We start from the raw sequence: 15,447 nt of genomic DNA on the forward strand, positions 1-15,447 counted from the left end.
GAAATTTCCCCTCTGCGATAAGAGAATAGTATCCCTGCCGGCCATTTTATGGAAAACACGAAAAAATCCCGCTCGTCCGGGAAGACAAGCGGGATGGGTGCATCAGCTGCTGCTTGCAGCCGGATTGGAGAAGAAGGTTTTGAGCGCCTTGTATACCTCTCCTTTGTCCTTGATTATGGAATACATGAACTTCTTATTGGCGATGTTCTTATAGGCTGACATCAGCGTGCTGCTGCGGTTGTACTGGTTGACCTCCCCATATCCGAAGAGATTGGTCCGCTCCAGCAACTGTTCGATCAGCTTCACGCATTTTTCGTTATCAGAGGTCAGATTGTCGCCATCGGAGAAATGAAACGGATAGATGTTCCAGTTCGACGTGGGATATCTTTGATCGATAATATCCAATGCCTTTCTGTAGGCGGAAGAGCAGATCGTTCCTCCGCTTTCGCCGCGGGTGAAGAATTCCTCCTCTGTCACTTCTTTGGCTTCCGTATGATGGGCGATAAAGACGATTTCCACATGCTCGTATTTTCGCCGGAGAAAGCGAGTCATCCAGAAGAAAAAGCTGCGTGCGCAGTATTTCTCAAAGGAGCCCATGCTGCCGGAGGTATCCATAAGCGCCAGCACAACAGCGTTGGACTGGGGCTTGATGACCTCGTTCCAGGTTTTAAAACGCAGGTCATCCGGGGAGATGCCGCCGATCCCGGATTTGCCGGCATTGGCATTGCGTTTTATATTTTCAATCAAGGTCCGCTTCTTGTCGACGTTGGACATAATGCCTTTCTTGCGGATATCCTGAAAGACAACATCCGTCGTTTCCAGGACATCCTTTTGCTTCTGCTCCAGATTGGGCAGCTCCAGTTCTTCAAACAGCATATCCTCGAGCTGATCGATGGTAATCTCCGCTTCGACGTAATCCTCGCCTGCCTGATCGCCAGCCCCCTGACCTTTGCCCGGTCCCTGGGCGGATTGGGGATCGGTGCCAAGCACATCTCCAACCTGGGAATCGCCGTCACCTTGTCCCACATGCTGCTTTTTGTTGTAGTTGTAGACAAAATGAGATTCATCGATGCTTTTGATGGGGATCTTCACCGTTTGCTTGCCGTTGGAGAGCACTATGCTCTCGTCGGTTACGATATCGGGAAGGTTCTGCTTAATGGCCTCCCGAACCTTTTCCTGATGTCTGGCCTGGTCTTCATGTCCTTTGCGGTGCAGGGACCAATCCTCGCGCGAAACAATAAATAACGGTCCATTCATAGCCTCCAAGTCTTACACCTCCAACCCTCTCTTGCTTGTTGTTATTCATTGTATTCAAGTCCGGGGAGGTTATGTGAAGCAAAATAAATCCAATCCTATTAATCTTGAAACCGCGCAAACAAGAAGAAACGGCTGCGCCGTCCTTTGGCGGCAAAGTTAATTTCTTCTTCCCTCAGAAATAGAAGCAAAGTATGATGAAATTTTATACTTTCTTATATTTGCAAAAAAAAACTGCAAATGCCCCTTCTTGGCAATTGCAGTCTTTGAGATTCGTATCTGGTCAGGCGCTCATCTGCGTAATCAAAGCTACGGCGAACAAGGCGGCAAAGCCAAAGGAGAGAAGGCCGTTCAGTACGATTCCGATAATGGAGAACGCTTTGCGGGTATTTCTCATGCAAGCCCCGACGATGCCCAGAATAAGTCCGATCAAGCTCAGGCCAATGCTGACAATGATTAATAAAATGGATAGCAGAAGGGGGGTGTCCTTCGCGATAGCTTCTGAGAATTTTTCAATATTTTGAACAGTCTTGCCGTCAGCCGTGATGTAGTCCATAATAGACGAAGCTGCGATGATGGAACAAATAATGAAGCCGACAATACTTGCGAGGCCAATGATAAAAGAAGCGATTCCAAGCTTCGATTGGCTCCTGACCGGCTCGGGTTCAAAGGCCGGTTCCGGATTAAATGTATCCTTCAGCTGATAACTCTGTTCTTCGTTATCATTCATACGGGTACATACTCCTCCACTCCAATTGATTTTCGTTCATTGTAACTGATTTTTCACATATTTGGAAAGGTCGTGATTGGATTTGTTTAACAAATACGGAGCGTTTGGCGCGATGCATGCGCTGCTTGCGGTAGCCCTCGGCGCTTTTGCGGCGCATGGCCTGAAAAGCCGCCTCACGGCAGAGATGCTAAATGTCTTCGAGACTGGCGTCCGGTACCATATGTATCATGCGATCGGGCTGTTTCTGCTCGCTTTGGCCTCGACGCGGCTTGGCTCTCATATTACCACCATGCGATGGGCTGCCCGATTTATGCATATAGGCATCTTTTTGTTCTCGGGAAGTTTGTACGCGCTCAGTCTCAGCGATGTCAAGTGGCTTGGGGCCATAACGCCGCTTGGCGGGTTGGCCTTCATTATTTCCTGGGGATTGGCAGCTTATGCCCTCTGGAAGGCCAAGAGCGAATAATCGCCTTTATTCGACTGCCGGCTTCTTTCACGATCCGTGAAAGAAGTCGGCTGTTGTCGTTTAATTGGATAAATCCTCCACAGGGAGTATCCATATATGACCATTATCGTTTATAATAGGGTTCAGATAAGACTCAGAATCAGAAAGGAAGATATTCGTGTCCAATGATGCGGCGGAGACCTCAGGAAAGAACGCCAACCATCGAATTGTAAGCGTTCGCATTTATTGGGCAGTAACGTTTGGCGTCGGTATGGCTGCACTGGTTTGGATGGCGGCAAGCTTTTGGTGGCTGTCTTCTTTTGATTATTGGTGGAGCACGCTGGCGGTAACGGCGGCTGCGGGTGGAATGATCTTCGGATTCATCATTCCTTTGATCAGGCGTAATCCATTACCGGGAACGAATGATTTTTATACCCGGATTGCGGAGTCCTTGCTTACCTTCGATGCGGTTGCACTGATGGTGCTTGACAGATCAGGGCGGATTGTCGAGCTGAACGAATCCACCAGCGAGCTTCTCGGATACAAGAAAGAGGAGCTTTTGGGCAGGATGTTCTTGCCGTATGTTGATCCGGATCACCGTCGAAAGATTGTATACAATTTCAGGCAGACGCTGCGAGGGAAGGTCAAGGAAATGACGGTCAGCACGATTCACAGCCGCGGACATTTCTTTGATATTCATCTAAAAACAGCGCCGGTGCTGAACAACGGCCGGATTATCGGAACCGTGATAATCAGCACGGATCTCAGCGACCGCAAGCGGAATCTCGAGCGAATCCGTTATATGGCCTATTATGATGACATGACGGGCCTCCCGAACAGACGATCCTTTATGATGCAGTTGAACGAGAGCCTGAGTGGAGCCAAAGCCTCGGGGAAGCAGCTGGCGATTCTGTATCTGGATGTCGACCGCTTCAAGCTGATTAACGCTTCGTTCGGAAGAGATTTCGGGGATATGCTGCTGATGCAGATGGCTGAACGGCTCAACCGAGGCCTGCCCGAGCCTGATCTTGCAGCACGCATGGAAGGCGATGAGTTCGCCATTCTATATACAGACGCAGGTACGGAGGACGAGCTGCTCTGTAAAGCCAAAGCAGTGCTGCACCTGATCGAGGAGCCCTTTGAGCTGCAGGGAGTCCCGCTGCATGTAACAGTGAGCATCGGCATCGCCACAAACAATCTTGACGACGATGATGCAAGCGTGCTGCTCAGGAAAGCGGACATGGCGCTTGCCCGGGTGAAGGACAGCGGGAAGAATAACTGTTTCATTTATTCCGAGGAGTGGGATAACAGTTCGCTTGCGCGTCTGACGCTTCAGCACGAGCTGAAGCGGGCGGTTCAGCGGAAGGAATTTATTTTATATTATCAGCCTCAGTATCATTTGGTTACTGGTGAAATTGTGGGCGTGGAGGCCTTGATCCGGTGGGAGCATCCTGAACGGGGAATTGTGGGACCGGGGCAATTTATACCTCTGGCAGAGGAGAGCGGGCTCATTGTGCAAATTGGCGATTGGGTGCTGGAGGAGGCGTGCCGGCAAAATAAAGCCTGGCAGGCTGCGGGGCTTCCTCCTATCCCGGTCTCCGTGAACCTGTCGATCAGGCAGTTTCTGCAGCAGAATTTAACAGAAAGAGTAGCGGAGATTCTGGACCGGACGGGGCTGGAAGCCCAATACCTCGATCTGGAGATTACAGAAACGATGACGATGGATGTCACGCATGCCTCCATCTGTTTGCTTGAGCTTACCAAGCTTGGCGTGCATATCAGCATTGATGATTTTGGAACCGGGTACAGCTCCTTTCATTATTTGAAGAATCTGCCGATCGGCCGTTTGAAGATTGACCGGTCATTCGTGAGCGATATTGAGCATGATCCCGGGGATGCGGCCATAGTCGCTGCGATTATTGCAATGGCGCATAGTTTGCAGCTTCAAGTAATCGCCGAAGGCGTCGAGACTGAAGTCCAAATGAAATTTCTGCAAAAGCATCTATGCGATGAGATGCAGGGCTTTCTGTGGAGCCCGCCTGTTACCGGCTATGAGATTACAGAAATGCTGCATACCATGAGCTTCAAATAAAAAAAAAGGGAGCCTTCCTTATCGGGGAGGCTCCTTTCGCTTGCTTGGCAGAACTGCTTGTTCCGTGTCAAATCAAAAAATCATCGATCTCATTCAAAGTAAACGTGTATACCTGCTTCTCATCCACATGATAGACAGTGAGCATTTGGCTGCTCTCATCAAGCTTGATTATTCGGCATGGAATGTTCAGGCGTACGCCAAATCCCTTATTCACCGAGAGGCGGATCAGCCGGTTCTCGGAAATACTGGTGCGTACCCGGTCAATAATTTGAGGCACTTCTTCGATAGTGGCCGTCGCTGCTTCAGCACGCTGCTCCTGAAGTCCCGCAGGATTGCCGCCCGCCGGCGGTTCAGCTATGTAAGGGCTGCCAATTTCGGGTTTGCCCGATATGGCGGATTCCAGCGCTTCAATAAGCCTGCCCAGTTCGATTCCTGATTTAATGCGATAGTCAGCAAATCCGCATTGATTAAGCAGATGCAGGAGACGCTCTGCTGCGAGCGCATTCGTATTGCCTTCTATCAATATATCTACATTAAACAAGTAGGCGGACTGTTCTATGCAACTTGTTTTACCTTTAGTATCCATAATGCCTCCATGACTAACATAAGTAGAATCACTATACCACTAAAGGACCAATAAATGTAGTCCTAATTTCACTTGTTATCTGGTTGAAATCCGTCCATAAACTTGAGTCATATGTCCTATTCCAGATGGCTTCGGCAGACATATAGTAAATAAGCCAATGGTTCCTTATTAAGGAGGCGGTATTGAATGATGCGCATGGTTCCGATTTCGCTGGATGGCGGCATTCACGTGCTTGGTGTGGAAGTGAAGCTGCCCAAAACGACGCTGCTTGCAGTAACGACAGACACGGGCTACATTATGTGCGGCGCGCTTGATGTGGCGCTGTTAAATGAAAGGCTGAAGGATCGGGGAATTATCGCTGGCCGGGCGGTTGGCGTGCGGACGCTGGAAGAGCTGATGGATGCTCCGCTTGAGTCCGTTACCGAAGCTGCAGAAACTCTTGGCATTGTTCCCGGAATGAAGGGTTCAGACGCCATTCGGCTGATGCTGTAGATTACAAAATAACAGAGGCTTGTCCGGCATCCGCCTCAAGCGCGTAATGCTTCAATAGACAATCCTCTGTTATATTTTGCTGATCTATTCGTTTATTGAATTTGGCTTACAGCGTTTCAAACAGTTTCTTCAAATTGACGTCATACGGAGGTTTAATGATACCCTTCTCCGTAATAATGGCTGTTACATAATCGTGAGGCGTAACATCGAAGGCCGGATTATATACCTTGATGCCTCTTGGGGCGGTGCGCTTGCCGAAGCCTTCCGTAATTTCCTCCGCATTCCGCTCCTCGATGGGAATAAGCTCTCCGCTTGCCGTATTCAAATCAACGGTGGAGAGCGGACAAGCAACATAAAACGGAATATTATGCGCTTTGGCGAGAACCGCGACGCTGTATGTTCCGATCTTGTTGGCAACGTCACCGTTTGCCGCAACGCGGTCTGTTCCGACAATAACGGCATCGATCCAGCCTTTATTCATGATCATGCCGGCCATGTTGTCGCAGATCAGCGTGACGTCGACACCCGCCTGCTGCAGCTCGAAGGCCGTCAGTCTGGCGCCCTGCAGGACAGGCCGCGTTTCATCCGCGAAGACGCGCAGCTTGATGCCTTGTTCCAGCGCAAGATAGAAGGGAGCTAACGCTGTGCCGTACTTGGCTGTAGCCAGGCTGCCGGCATTACAGTGGGTGAGAACGCCCATGCCATCCTCAAACAAGCCAAGCGCATGCTCGCCGATCATCCGGCATGTTTCTTCATCCTCGCTTTGAATCGCTTTTGCTTCATCCAGCAGCGCCTCTTTGCAAGCCTCCAGATTAAGCCCGCTTGCTTCGAGCTCTTTGGCCCGGGCCCTCATGCGGTCAAGTGCCCAGAATAGATTGACTGCAGTCGGCCGGGATGTAGCCAGGTGGGCAGATACCTGATTTACCGCATCCAGCCACTCCGCTTTAGTTGACTCCGACCGGCTGCCAAGAAATACGCCGTAGGCGGCGGCTATTCCGATCGCCGGGGCTCCGCGCACCTTGAGATGACGAATGGCTTCCCACACATCCTGGCCGGTTGTGAGCGGCAGATGAACAACCTCCTCAGGCAGCAAGCGCTGGTCCAGCAGATCAAGATGATCTCCCGCCCAGACAACGGACTGAAGTCCTTTATAATTTTCCATGAATGATTGTTCCTTTCTTTAGGCCTTTACCGATGCAGCCGCTGATTGGGCGACCTCAATCAGATCCTCGATAGCGGCTGTTTTACGGTTCCGTTTGATTAGTTCCTTCCCGATTGACAGCGCGAGGCGCTGCGCATGCTCCCTGGCGGCAGGGTCGGGAATTTGGTCAATATCTGCAACGTGGGCAAGACCTACAATCCGGCGGACCATCTTGCTTCCTGCATACCCCACCGTATCCTGAAGCAGGCGGTTCATATAATTGTCCTTGTAGCCCGGAGCGGTCATGCTGATCCGGTCAACACCGTTCTTCTCCCACAAGGAGCGGAATTTGGCGTCGAACTTGATCCATATCTCGCGAATGGTCTCAATCAGGTAGGAGCGGTACTCCTGCCGTGCCGTCTCATCGGAATCCCAATGACCGCGTGCGGCAAAATTCAGCAGTAGGTTCGCAATGACAGCTCCGATATCAAAGCCCATTGGCCCATAATAGGCAAACTCGGGATCGATTACCTGCGTCGAATCCGGCTTGATAAAAATACTTCCGGTATGCAAGTCGCCGTGCAGCAGCGCTTGTGCCTGCGTCAGGAATTTCTCGCGCAGCAGGGCGACCTCAAGATGAAGCTCGCCGTCGTTCCACAGCGCCTCTGCTTCATCGCGGATCGCTTCGTCGAAGCTGTTGGTGTCGGCATCCGTATAGGGATGATCGAATATGAGATCCTCCGTTATTTTGCACAGCTCCGGATTGATAAACTCGCGAACACGCAGCTTCTTGCTTTGCTGATTCATTCCGAGATCGGATGTGAAGAACAGCGTATTGGCGAGAAAGGTTGAAATATGCTCGGCAAACAGCGGATATCTTCCGCTCTCGATCAGTCCGCGGCGCATGATCACATGATCGCTGAGATCCTGCATAATTGTCAAAGCAAGCTCAGGGTCGTATTTGTAAACGGTCGGAACGAGTCCCGGAGCCAATTTTCCCTGCTGGATCAGCGCCTCGCTCTCGATCCGGGCACGGTCAAGCGTGAGCGGCCAGGATTCGCCCACCACTTTGGCATAAGGCAGGGCCTGCTTCAGAATCAGGCTTGATCCTTCCTTGGGGTCCGAGATATGAAACACCAGATTCAAATTGCCATCGCCGATTTCCCGGCTGACAAGATGGGCTCCTGGTGTGAAGATACTCTCCAGGCCACGGGCAATTTCAATAGCTTCCTGTTCGTTCAATGGATGATAAGCAGACATCTCTTGTCCACCTTTCGACTGTGATAATGGAAATGATAGTTTATTATATCGCCGTTGGCCGGCTTAGTAAAATCAGTAGAACGATTGGCATCTAAATAAGTATAACGAATATTTTTTCGCGTTGGAATAGCACCTTTGTTATAATAGTAGCAAAAGGTATTGAACCCGGTCGATTTTTGCAACCGTTCAAGTGAGGAACTACTATATAGAAAGACTCACGTTCATCAAGCACCTTCAAGGACATAAGAGTGGATGCAGCCTGCCTGGCTGGCAGCAGCGGCGAAGGCAAGAATTTTAGGAGGTGTAAACATTGAACGACATCAATAATCCGCAGCCCGTAGCGCTCAAGGAATGGGCCGTTGCGGTTAAAGCACTTGCTGAAGGCAGACAGATCATTGTGCTTCGCAAAGGCGGTATCGCTGAGGAAACAAGGGATTTTCAACTCGTCAGCCGCAGATTCTATCTGCTCCCTGCTTACGAGCATCAAAGAGTGGAGCTTCTGAAGGATGATTATCAGGACCGTTTAAAGGATACGCTGAAGGAAGCGAGTCCGGATCGCGTTCGAATCTCTGTTTGCGCCGAAGTTGTGGAGGATATTGAAATCTACGATATGGAGACTCTGGACAAGATCCGGGAATGCCATATATGGACGGATTCTTTTGCAGAGGAGCGTCTGAAGTGGAAAAAGAAGAAGCCGCTTCATCTGCTTATACTGCGCATCGGCCGGCTCGAGCATCCTGTTGACATCCCAATGCGGGATGCTTATACGGGCTGCAAGTCATGGGTTACTTTGGAGGACGGGCTTCAGGAGAACCCAATCTCGCCTGTTCTTTCTAACGATGCTTTCCAGGAGCAGGCTTACCGGATTCATCATTTACTAAATCTTTAAGAACCGGAGCGGTTGGACCGTGAGGTCCGCATTGTTGATTTATAACGAAACTTAGACTAAAATGATTATTGAGAATCAATGAGAATCATTTTGGAATCATTACAAATGAGACCATGTTTCTAACAAATATAGGAACATCGAACTTTGGAAGGGGTAGTTTAAATGGCAACACATTTCAAGATCGACGGCTTGAAGGCTGAGATCGAAGGCAAGGAGATACTGAAAGGTATCAACATTGAGATCAAGGGTGGCGAAATTCATGCCATCATGGGACCGAACGGTACAGGAAAAAGTACGCTGGCATCGGCGCTTATGGGGCATCCTAAATATGAAGTGACGGAAGGGGCCGCCACGCTTGATGGGGAGGATCTGCTTGATATGGCCGTAGACGAGCGCGCCCGCGCCGGTCTGTTTCTCGGCATGCAGTATCCAAGCGAAATTACCGGCGTTACCAATTCCGATTTTCTGCGCAGCGCCATCAATGCCCGCAGGGAAGAAGGAAAAGAGATTTCACTGATCCGTTTTATCCGTCTGATGGAAGGCAAGATGAAGGATCTGGAGATGAATCCCGAATTTGCCCACCGTTATTTGAATGAAGGCTTCTCGGGCGGAGAAAAGAAACGGAACGAGATTCTGCAAATGATGCTGATCGAGCCCAAAATTGTCATTCTGGACGAAATTGATTCCGGACTTGATATCGATGCGCTCAAAATCGTAGCCAACGGAGTCAACGCCATGCGCTCCGAGGATCGCGGCTTTCTGATCATCACTCACTATCAACGGCTCCTGAACTACATTACACCGGATTTTGTTCATGTTATGATGCAGGGCCGAATCGTGAAATCAGGCGGACCGGAGCTTGCGGCGCGTTTGGAGAGCGAAGGTTACGATTGGGTCAAAGAAGAACTGGGCATCGTGGACGAAACGGTCGGACAGGTTTAGCGGAGGAGGAAGAGCAATATGAGTACACAACTAACTACTCCGGTGAACCGCCAGTCTGCCGAAGCGTTATCACGAGACAAAGGCGAGCCGGCCTGGCTTGAAGCGCTGCGCATCAAGGGCGCTGAGCTTGCGGAAACGCTGGAATGGCCGAAACCGGAAAAAACGCGTATTGACCGCTGGGAACTGACAGCGCTGGGCAGTTACAAACCGGAGGCTGAGCTTCGCTCGGCAGACGAGCTGCCTGAATCATTGAAGGAGCTTTCGGGTAATGCTCCGTCAGGACTCGTTGTTCAACGCAACTCGAGCAGCGTGTTCAAGCAGCTTTCTCCTGAGCTTCAGGCAAAAGGAGTTATCTTTACCGATCTGGAGACGGCAGCGCGGGATCACGCCGATCTGGTGCAGAAATATCTGTTCCAGGCCGTAAAGCAGGATGAGAGCAAGCTGACTGCCCTGCATTCGGCAATATGGAACGGCGGCGTATTTTTATACGTGCCCAAGAATACAGAAATCGAGCTGCCGCTGCAGGCTTTGTTCTACAGCGACGATGCTGAAGCGACTTTTGCGCCCCATATTCTAATCGTTGCGGATAACAACAGCCGTGTTACTTATGTAGATAATGTGGTTTCCGCCTATACTGCGGAGCAGCAGGCGCTAACCAAGCAGGCCGTAGTCGAGGTATTTGTAAATCCGGGCGCTCATGTAAGGGTAGCAACGGTTAATCATATGGCTGACAGTATTATCGATCTGACGATACGCCGTGCGATCATTGAGAATGATGCCCGCATTGAATGGGTAATCGGTGATTTGCATGACGGCCATATTTTGTCGGATACGCAATCTGTGCTGAAGGGCAATGGCTCTTCATCGGATGCGAAGGTCATCAGTATCGGCAAGAACTCGCAGCAAATGAGCTTGACGACGGGGGCCGTTCATATCGGGCGCAGCTCCGAGAGCAACATGGTTACGCGGGCTGTTATGAAGGACTCATCGAGAGCCATCATCAATGGCATCACGAAGATCGAGAAGGGCGCAACCAAGGCCAATGGCGTACAGACCGAGAAGGTGTTGATGCTCAGTCCCAAAGCCCGCGGCGACGCCAATCCGATCTTGCTGATCGATGAAGATGATGTTAAAGCTGGTCATGCGGCCAGCGTTGGACAAGTAAATCCTGAACAGGTGTACTACCTGATGTCGCGAGGCATCTCAAAAAAGGACGCGGAGCGGCTCATTATTCACGGATTCCTCGCCCCGGTGGTTTCGGAGATTCCGATCGAGGCTGTTCGTGAACAGCTCAAGCGTCTTCTTGAAAGGAAGCTGGAAGGATGAATGTGCAGGCGATTCGGGAACAATTTCCGATCCTGCATCAAGAGGTAAACGGGCACCCGCTCGTATATCTGGACAACGCGGCGTCTTCACAGAAGCCGCGTTCCGTCATTGATGCCATGGTTCGGTATTATGAAATGGACAATGCCAATGTTCACCGCGGCGTTCATACGCTCGGCTCGCGTGCAACAGACGCTTATGAAGGCGCCCGCGAGAAGACGGCGGCATTTCTCCATGCAGCCAGTCCCCAGGAAATCATCTTTACCCGCGGGACGACCACAGCGCTTAATCTGGTTGCCTCCGGTTATGCCCGCACGGTATGCGGCGAAGGCGACGAAATCGTGATAACGCCTATGGAGCATCACTCCAATTTAATACCGTGGCAGCAGGCCGCCAAAGCGACCGGAGCCACACTGAAATATATTCCGCTCCAGCCGGATGGCTCCATTAGATTGGAGGATGCGGAGAAGACGATTACGAGCCGTACCAAGGTTGTTTCTATCTCCCATGTGTCCAATGTGCTGGCAGTCATTAATCCAATTAAAGAAATTGCCGAAATTGCACATCGCAATCATGCTATAATGGTAGTAGACGGCGCGCAAAGTACGCCGCATATGCGGGTGGATGTTCAGGATTTGAATTGTGATTTCTATGCTTTCTCCGGACATAAGATGTGTGGTCCTACGGGAATTGGAGCATTATATGGCAAGAAAGCTCTACTCGAAGCCATGGAACCGATCGAATTCGGCGGTGAAATGATCGATCACGTTGATTTGTATGAATCGACATGGAAAGAGCTGCCTTACAAGTTTGAAGGAGGAACGCCGATTATCGCCGGAGCTGTCGGGCTTGGCGCGGCAATCGATTTTCTTCAGGAAATTGGCATGGATGCGATCGAGCATCATGGACAAAAGCTTTCCGCATATGCGTATGACCGGCTTCGTGCAATGGATGACATAACGATATATGGTCCCGAGAAGAATCGGGCTGGTCTTGTCACCTTCAATCTCGATGAGGTTCATCCGCATGATTTAGCAACTGTATTGGATACCAAAGGGGTTGCCATCCGTGCCGGACATCATTGCTGCCAGCCGCTTATGCGCTGGTTGAATGTTTCTTCTACGGCCAGAGCAAGCTTTTATTTATACAACACCGAAGAGGACGTTGACCGGTTGATTGACGCCCTCCACCAGACAAAGGAGTTCTTCGGTTATGCAATTGGATGATTTGTATCGCAGAGTCATTATGGATCATTACAAAAATCCGCGCAACCGCGGTACGCTGGATGAAGATGCCGTAACGGTCAACCTGAATAATCCGACCTGCGGTGACCGGATTACGCTGCAGATGGAAATTCAGGACGGGATTGTAAAACAAGCCAAATTCACCGGCGAAGGCTGTTCGATCAGCATGTCGTCCGCTTCTATGATGACCGAAGCGGTCCAAGGCAAATCGCTTGATGAAGCTCTTGCGCTGGCTGAGAAGTTTTCCAGTTTTATCAAGGGTGAACCAACGGAGTTTGATGAGCTTGAAGATATTGAATCGCTGGCGGGCGTGAGCAAATTCCCGGCGCGCATCAAGTGTGCGACACTTTCCTGGAATGCGCTGCGCAAAGGAATTGAGTTGGAGAAACGACAATAAGCGCGCTTTAATGCGCGTTCGAGAGATGGGAGGCCTTTACAATGGCTAAGCAAATGCCCGATTTGGAAGATTATAAATACGGTTTTCGTGACGAGCATAAGGCGATTTTTGAATCCGGTAAAGGTTTGACACCCGAAGTTGTGCGTACAATTTCGGAGATCAAGAACGAACCGGAATGGATGCTGGAATTCCGCTTGAAGTCGCTGGAGCAGTTTAACAAAATGCCGATGCCCCGTTGGGGCGGCAACATGGATGACCTTGATTTCAATGATATCCAGTACTATGTAAGAGCATCGGACAAACAAGGGAAAACGTGGGAGGAAGTTCCGACCGAAATCAAAGAAACCTTTGATAAGCTTGGTATTCCCGAAGCGGAGCAGAAATTCCTTGCAGGGGTATCCGCTCAATATGAATCCGAGGTTGTTTACCACAGCATGCAGGAGGATCTGGAGAAGCAGGGTGTTATTTTCACCGATACCGACACCGCGCTTCGTGAATATCCGGAGATTTTCCGCAAATACTTCGGTACGATCATTCCTCCGGCGGATAACAAATTCGCCGCGCTCAACAGTGCAGTATGGTCAGGCGGAAGCTTTATCTATGTTCCAAAGGGTGTGCAATGCGAAGTTCCGCTGCAGGCATACTTCCGTATCAATTCGGAGAACATGGGCCAATTCGAGCGTACTCTCATCGTAGCTGATGAAGGCAGCATGGTTCACTATGTAGAGGGCTGTACGGCTCCAATCTACAGCACGAACTCTCTGCATAGCGCTGTAGTTGAAATTCTTGTTCTCAAAGACGCCCGTGTCCGCTACACGACGATTCAAAACTGGGCGCCGAATATTTATAACCTTGTGACCAAACGTGCCGTTGCCGAAGAAAATGCAACCATGGAATGGGTCGATGGAAATATCGGTTCCAAGCTGACGATGAAATATCCGGCTGTTGTTCTTAAAGGCCGCGGCGCAAAAGGCATGGTCCTCTCCATCGCCGTTGCCGGTAAAGGGCAGCATCAGGATGCCGGCGCCAAGATGACTCATCTGGCTCCGGATACCACATCGACAATCGTATCCAAATCGATCAGCAAGCATGGCGGTAAAGTAACCTATCGCGGTTTGGCTTCATTCGGACGCAACTCCGAGGGCTCCAAGGCAAACATCAAATGCGATACGCTCATTCTTGATAATGAATCGACTTCAGACACGATTCCCTATAACGAAATTATGAACGACAACATTACGCTTGAGCATGAAGCAACGGTATCCAAAGTATCCGAGGATCAGCTCTTCTATCTGATGAGCCGCGGACTGACCGAAGCGGAAGCGACGCAAATGATCGTCATGGGCTTCATCGAGCCGTTCACGAAAGAACTGCCGATGGAATACGCTGTTGAAATGAACCGTCTCATCAAGTTCGAGATGGAAGGCAGCATCGGTTAATCGATTGAAACAAATAAAGAAGCCGGCATGGTCTGTAAAGACCATGCCGGCTTCTTTTTACATGAATACTTGCTTTACTTCAAGGGAGCGGTCAACGGTGAGATCAATAAACTGATCGTTGATCTGGATAAGAGGACGGAAGAATTCGGATGGATGTGTCATCACAATCGTTCCGTATTCGCCGCTCACAAGCTCGATCCGCTTGCCGATGAAGTTGGGTATCATATGTTTGATAAAGGTATGGGTTGTGAAGGGATCCAATTCAGTGAAGCTCATGCGGTACAGCTCTTTCAGAACAAACAGCAGATCCCGTTTTTTCTGATAGACGCGAGAAGAAATCATCGCGCTGTAGACATCGGAGACAGCTACGATTTTGGAGACGGGATGCATTTTATCACCGGTAATGCGGTAGGGATAGCCTGAACCGTCGATACGTTCATGATGCTCAAGCGCTACGATTGCCGATACAGATTGGCCAAAGGATTTTAAAATAATTTGATTGCCGTAAATGGTGTGCTGTTTGATTTCTTCAAATTCCTGCTCGGTCAGACGATCAGGCTTATTCAGGATTTTTGCCTCAATCCGGGACTTGCCGATATCATGAAGAAATCCGGCTTGGCCGACTTTCACCGCCTGCTCCTCTTCATATCCGAGCCAGGAGGATAAATAGTAGGACAGCATGCCCACCTGAACGGAATGCTGGTAAGTGTAATCATCCTTCGTGTTGAGCAGCAGCAGCATGGACACGACATCGCGTTCTGTTTTGAAATTGTCTACAAGCGGCTGAAAGGTCTCGACAACGTCCTCTTCAGCTATTTTTCCATTCTGAAAAGCATCCATGAATAACTGCTCGCAACCGTTTACAACTTCCTGATAGACGGGTTCAACTGTTGGCAGCCACCTGGGGTTGACGCTGGATTCGATCGTTCTTTCCGGTGGATGGTCAGTGATACGCCTTTCGATCTCGACATAATCAAGTTGGTGCTGGAACAGCCTGGATATTTCCCTGGCATTCAGCTCGGTCCCTTTGGAAAGTACATTCAGTCCGTAGGAGTTGAACGTATCATGGGTTAACCGATCTCCCTCTTTTAGCTCCGTCAGATGTACTCTCATGCTCCACCTCAAGTAACAGTTGTCCAATCAATTGTTATGTCTATGGTAGCAACAAAAAGTGGAATTGGCAATAACAGCAAATCGAATTATAAAAATTTAT

15 protein-coding genes are annotated in these 15,447 nt (G+C 50.0%); 9 read left to right on the plus strand and 6 right to left on the minus strand.

Annotated elements, in window-relative coordinates:
* Nucleotides 1–102: 102 nt before the first annotated feature.
* Nucleotides 103–1,257, minus strand: a complete 1,155-nt coding sequence (gene yhbH / locus AC0YOA_RS06645) for a sporulation protein YhbH (RefSeq protein ID WP_210038568.1) — start codon at nt 1,255–1,257, stop codon at nt 103–105.
* Between the two features lie 280 nt (nt 1,258–1,537).
* Complete coding sequence (locus AC0YOA_RS06650) at nt 1,538–1,984, minus strand: hypothetical protein (protein ID WP_475785953.1); 447 nt, start codon at nt 1,982–1,984, stop codon at nt 1,538–1,540.
* A gap of 112 nt (nt 1,985–2,096) precedes the next feature.
* On the opposite strand from AC0YOA_RS06650, the gene AC0YOA_RS06655 reads away from it, so the two are divergent.
* Both AC0YOA_RS06655 and AC0YOA_RS06660 read left to right on the plus strand, forming a co-directional pair.
* Nucleotides 2,097–2,450, plus strand: a complete 354-nt coding sequence (locus AC0YOA_RS06655) for a DUF423 domain-containing protein (protein ID WP_475786621.1) — start codon at nt 2,097–2,099, stop codon at nt 2,448–2,450.
* Between the two features lie 157 nt (nt 2,451–2,607).
* Entirely contained in the window at nt 2,608–4,521 is a 1,914-nt protein-coding gene (locus tag AC0YOA_RS06660) for a putative bifunctional diguanylate cyclase/phosphodiesterase (RefSeq protein ID WP_475785954.1), read from the plus strand.
* Between the two features lie 67 nt (nt 4,522–4,588).
* On the opposite strand, the gene AC0YOA_RS06665 is transcribed toward AC0YOA_RS06660, so the two are convergent.
* Nucleotides 4,589–5,107 (minus strand): hypothetical protein, encoded by a 519-nt coding sequence (locus tag AC0YOA_RS06665; protein ID WP_475785955.1) that lies wholly within the window; start codon nt 5,105–5,107, stop codon nt 4,589–4,591.
* Nucleotides 5,108–5,293: 186 nt separating this feature from the next.
* On the opposite strand from AC0YOA_RS06665, the gene AC0YOA_RS06670 reads away from it, so the two are divergent.
* Nucleotides 5,294–5,599, plus strand: a complete 306-nt coding sequence (locus AC0YOA_RS06670) for a YunC family protein (RefSeq protein WP_475768750.1) — start codon at nt 5,294–5,296, stop codon at nt 5,597–5,599.
* A 106-nt stretch (nt 5,600–5,705) separates the two neighbouring features.
* Here the strand turns inward: AC0YOA_RS06670 and mtnA are convergent, their stop codons facing one another.
* Nucleotides 5,706–6,761: an S-methyl-5-thioribose-1-phosphate isomerase gene (gene mtnA, locus AC0YOA_RS06675; protein WP_475785956.1), complete on the minus strand. Its 1,056-nt coding sequence runs from the start codon at nt 6,759–6,761 to the stop codon at nt 5,706–5,708.
* 18 nt (nt 6,762–6,779) lie between these two features.
* On the minus strand, nt 6,780–8,000 hold the full coding sequence (gene mtnK / locus AC0YOA_RS06680; RefSeq protein WP_210038496.1) for an S-methyl-5-thioribose kinase: 1,221 nt from the start codon (nt 7,998–8,000) through the stop codon (nt 6,780–6,782).
* A gap of 310 nt (nt 8,001–8,310) precedes the next feature.
* Here mtnK and AC0YOA_RS06685 point away from each other — a divergent pair, with 310 nt between their 5' ends.
* The 6 genes from AC0YOA_RS06685 (at nt 8,311) to sufB (ending at nt 14,234) form a co-directional block, all read left to right on the plus strand.
* Entirely contained in the window at nt 8,311–8,889 is a 579-nt protein-coding gene (locus AC0YOA_RS06685; protein ID WP_475785957.1) for a DUF1802 family protein, read from the plus strand.
* 162 nt (nt 8,890–9,051) lie between these two features.
* Nucleotides 9,052–9,831: a Fe-S cluster assembly ATPase SufC gene (sufC, locus tag AC0YOA_RS06690; protein ID WP_210038497.1), complete on the plus strand. Its 780-nt coding sequence runs from the start codon at nt 9,052–9,054 to the stop codon at nt 9,829–9,831.
* Nucleotides 9,832–9,849: 18 nt separating this feature from the next.
* On the plus strand, nt 9,850–11,157 hold the full coding sequence (gene sufD, locus AC0YOA_RS06695) for a Fe-S cluster assembly protein SufD (RefSeq protein ID WP_475785958.1): 1,308 nt from the start codon (nt 9,850–9,852) through the stop codon (nt 11,155–11,157).
* Nucleotides 11,154–12,380 (plus strand): cysteine desulfurase, encoded by a 1,227-nt coding sequence (locus AC0YOA_RS06700; RefSeq protein WP_475785959.1) that lies wholly within the window; start codon nt 11,154–11,156, stop codon nt 12,378–12,380. Before sufD ends, AC0YOA_RS06700 begins: the two co-directional genes overlap by 4 nt.
* A complete protein-coding gene (sufU, locus tag AC0YOA_RS06705; RefSeq protein ID WP_210038500.1) occupies nt 12,367–12,795 on the plus strand; it encodes a Fe-S cluster assembly sulfur transfer protein SufU in 429 nt (142 codons plus the stop codon). Before AC0YOA_RS06700 ends, sufU begins: the two co-directional genes overlap by 14 nt.
* Before the next feature lie 41 nt (nt 12,796–12,836).
* Nucleotides 12,837–14,234 (plus strand): Fe-S cluster assembly protein SufB, encoded by a 1,398-nt coding sequence (sufB, locus tag AC0YOA_RS06710; protein WP_210038501.1) that lies wholly within the window; start codon nt 12,837–12,839, stop codon nt 14,232–14,234.
* 57 nt (nt 14,235–14,291) lie between these two features.
* Here sufB and AC0YOA_RS06715 read toward each other — a convergent pair whose 3' ends face one another.
* Nucleotides 14,292–15,347, minus strand: coding sequence for an HD-GYP domain-containing protein (locus AC0YOA_RS06715; protein WP_475785960.1), 1,056 nt, complete (start codon nt 15,345–15,347; stop codon nt 14,292–14,294).
* Nucleotides 15,348–15,447: the final 100 nt, after the last annotated feature.

Source organism: Paenibacillus sp. JT22N12, from assembly GCF_056269365.1.